3 protein-coding genes are annotated in these 3246 nt (G+C 71.7%); all 3 read right to left on the reverse strand.

What is annotated here, in order from left to right:
- Nucleotides 1-132 precede the first annotated feature (132 nt).
- Complete coding sequence (gene tgt, locus CWC38_RS11335) at nucleotides 133-1419, reverse strand: tRNA guanosine(34) transglycosylase Tgt (RefSeq protein WP_121846825.1); 1287 nt, start codon at nucleotides 1417-1419, stop codon at nucleotides 133-135.
- Nucleotides 1420-1440: 21 nt separating this feature from the next.
- Nucleotides 1441-1983, reverse strand: a complete 543-nt coding sequence (locus tag CWC38_RS11340) for an NUDIX hydrolase family protein (protein WP_121846826.1) — start codon at nucleotides 1981-1983, stop codon at nucleotides 1441-1443.
- Between the two features lie 61 nt (nucleotides 1984-2044).
- Nucleotides 2045-3246 (reverse strand): glycoside hydrolase family 76 protein (locus CWC38_RS11345; protein WP_240625245.1); only part of this gene is annotated, 1202 nt, incomplete at its 5' end.

Below are 3246 nucleotides of genomic sequence, written 5' to 3' on the forward strand. Positions count from 1 at the left end.
GAACGGGGCCACCGCGGAATTGTTTCACGGCCCGGCCAAGCCGGCCTCCCGCCCCGGGTGTGTTGCTGCCCCTCGGGCGGTCCGGGGATCGGGTGACGACGCCGTGGAGCCGGCCCTGCGGCGTCGTCGTGCTCAGGCGCCCGGTTCGGTGGTGCCGTAGTAGGTGCCCAGGAACGCGTCCCGGTACTCGAAGTAGTCGCCCGCCTCGATGGCGGTGCGGGCGCCGGCCACGAGGGCCAGGACGAAGCGCTCGTTGTGGATGGACGCCAGCGTGGCGGCGTTGCGCTCCTTGGACTTGAACAGGTGCCGCAGGTACGCGCGGGTGTAGTGCGTGCACGTGTAGCAGGGGCACGTGTCAGAGATGGGCGTGAAATCCCGCTTGAAGCGGATGTTCGTGAGGTTGAACCGGCCCGTGGGGGTGTAGACGGCGGAGGAGCGGGCCACGCGGGTGGGGGAGACGCAGTCGAAGGTGTCCACGCCGTTGTCGATCGCGGTGAAGATGTCGTCCGGCTCGGAGATGCCCAGCAGGTGCTTGGGAGTGTTCTCCGGCAGCTCCTCGGTGCACCAGCGCACGATCGTGCCCAGCTGCGACTTCTCCAGCGCGCCGCCGATGCCGAAGCCGTCGAAGCCCATCTCCGAGAGGTCGCGGCACGCCTTCCGCCGGAGGTCCTCGTACTGGGCGCCCTGGATCACGCCGAACAGCGCCTGGTACGGCTTGGTGGCGCGCTCCTCCGTGAGCCGCCGGTGCTCCGCCACGCAGCGCAGGGCCCACTGGCGGGTGCGCTCCAGGGCGATCTCCTGGTACTCGCGGGTGTTGTGGAGGGTGGTGAGCTCGTCGAACGCGAACATGATGTCCGCGCCGATGTTGTGCTGCACCCGCATGGAGACCTCCGGGGTGAACCGGTGCAGGTCCCCGTTGAGGTAGGAGCGGAACCACACGCCGTCGTCGTCCACGCGGGCCATGCGCTTCTGGCCCGGTGCCATCTGGGAGTCCCCCAGGGGACTGGCCACGGTGGACATGTCGATCACCTTGCCCAGCCCGGAGCCCAGAGACATCACCTGGAACCCGCCGGAGTCCGTGAACGTGGGTCCGGGCCAGTTCATGAAGGTGCTCAGTCCGCCGGCCTCGTCCAGGACGTCGTCCCCGGGCTCGAGGAACAGGTGGTAGGCGTTGGCGAGCATCGCCTGCGCACCCTCCGCGGCCATGGACTCCGGGAGCACCGCCTTCACGGCGGCCTGGGTGGCCACGGGGATGAACGCCGGGGTCCGGATCTGCCCGTGCGGCGTGGTGATCGTACCCGTCCTGGCCTGGAACTGCCCGCCGTTCTCCGCCACCCGCTCCGGCGGGACGGATGGGCTGTCACGCAACCTCGTGTGGAGCTCGAAGCTGAACGGGGGTGTGGGTTCTGTGGTGGGCACCCCACCATTGTGCCGGGTTTGCTAGCGGCCCCACCCGGCGTGGGCGATGGCCTGGCGGATGAGGTCCTCGCGCCCGCCCTCGAACTCCTCCTGGACGTCCAGGGACAGGGCCTCGTCCGGGGTCATCCAGGACAGCTGCAGGGCGTCCTGGCGGGGCTCGCACTCGCCGCGCACGGGGATGATGTAGCTCAGCGCCACGGCGTGCTGGCGGTCGTCGGTGAGTCCCGTCTCCGAGGGGGAGGGGAAGAACTCGGAGACCGCGAACGGCACGGTGGTGGAGGGCATCTGCGGCATGGCCAGCGGTCCCAGGTCCTTCTCCAGGTGGCGCAGCAGGGCCGCGCGCACGGTCTCGCGGTACATCACGCGCCCGGAGACGAACGTGCGGACCATGCGGCCCTCGTCGGTGGCGGTGAGCAGCAGCCCGATCTCGGACAGGCAGCCCAGCGGGTCCAGTCGTACGGGAATGGCCTGGACGTACACGATGGGCAGGGACGCCCGAGCGCGCTTGAGGTCCTCCTCGCTGAGCCAGCCAGGGTTCGGGTCCGGTGTGCGTACTGAACTCATGGTTCGTTTCTACCCCGCCACACCCCTGCGTGCCAGGGATCACGCCCCTGACGCCGCTGGTTCAGCGGTCAGCCGAACGCGCGGCCGCCTCCAGGACGGTCCACGCCTGCACCTGGGTGCTCAGCTCCACGGGTGCGCCCGTGCGCTGCGCCTGGTTCGCGTGCTGGGACGGCTCCGGGGAGAACACCGCCACGGTCTCACCTCCCGTGGCGCCCGGCCGGGAGAAGTCCTCGTCCGGGTCGAACTCGCGGCGTCCGTCCCACAGGGCGTCCGCGGTGTCGGCCACCAGGGCCCGTGCGGTCCCGCGTGCCTCGGCGTCCAGCGCGGACGACGCCGCCGCGTCGCCCAGGTAGCGCGCCAGGATCCCCGTGAACAGTCCGGCGTCCCCGCCGCCCTGGCCTTTCAGCACCGGGCGGTCGTGGGGTCCGGGGACCGTGAACTCACGGGCGGCGCCGTGCACGAGGGCCGCGGCGCGGGAGAGCCACAGCTGCTTCTCGTCCGGGTCCGTGACGGCCTCCGCGAGCTCCAGGGCCGCACCGAGCACCGGGCCGCTGTTGTAGGTGTACACGTGCGGGTCCACCGCCGTGATCTCCGAGCCCGAGCCCGCGGCGACCATGCGGATGCCGTCCAGGAACACGCCGCGCTCGGCGTCGAAGAGGGTGTCGAAGAGCCACGTCAGAAGCTCCCGGGCCTGCGCCACGCGGTGCATCCGCAGGAAGGTGAGCGCCACCGGCGCAGTGGAGGCGGTGTTCTTGTAGTCGCGGGTCATGTTCCACCACGCACCGCCGCCCAGGTTGCCGTCGCACCCCGCGTCCAGCCGCCTGGCCAGCGCCACGCCGTCGTCCTGCACCGCGCGCGTGGTGGCCCCCGTGGCGGTGACGTCCTCGTGGCGCAGCCGGCCCAGGGCCAGGGCGAGCCACGCCATGTCGTCGAAGAACACGTTGTTGGTCACCCGGCCGCCGCTGTGCACGGCAATGCCCCGCAGCAGCTGGTGCGCGCGGGACCGGGCGCGCGCGGCGTCGTCGTGGTGACCGGCCAGGCGCTCGCGGGCGGCGGCGTCCACGAACGCCTCCATCAGGTGCGCCTGCCACCAGTAGTGCCACGGGCCCCGGCGGGGGTGCGGGAACGCGACGGCGCCCAGGTACGTGCCCGGAACCCGGAAGGCGCGGGAGCCGAACAGGCGGTCCACGGAGCGGGCGGCCGTGGCGGCGCGGTGGGCGGGGGACTCGGGCATCGCGGTGCTCCTGCGGGGTTGGTGGGGTG

Source organism: Kocuria tytonicola, assembly GCF_003687455.1.
In the GTDB taxonomy this organism is placed as follows: domain Bacteria; phylum Actinomycetota; class Actinomycetes; order Actinomycetales; family Micrococcaceae; genus Kocuria; species Kocuria tytonicola.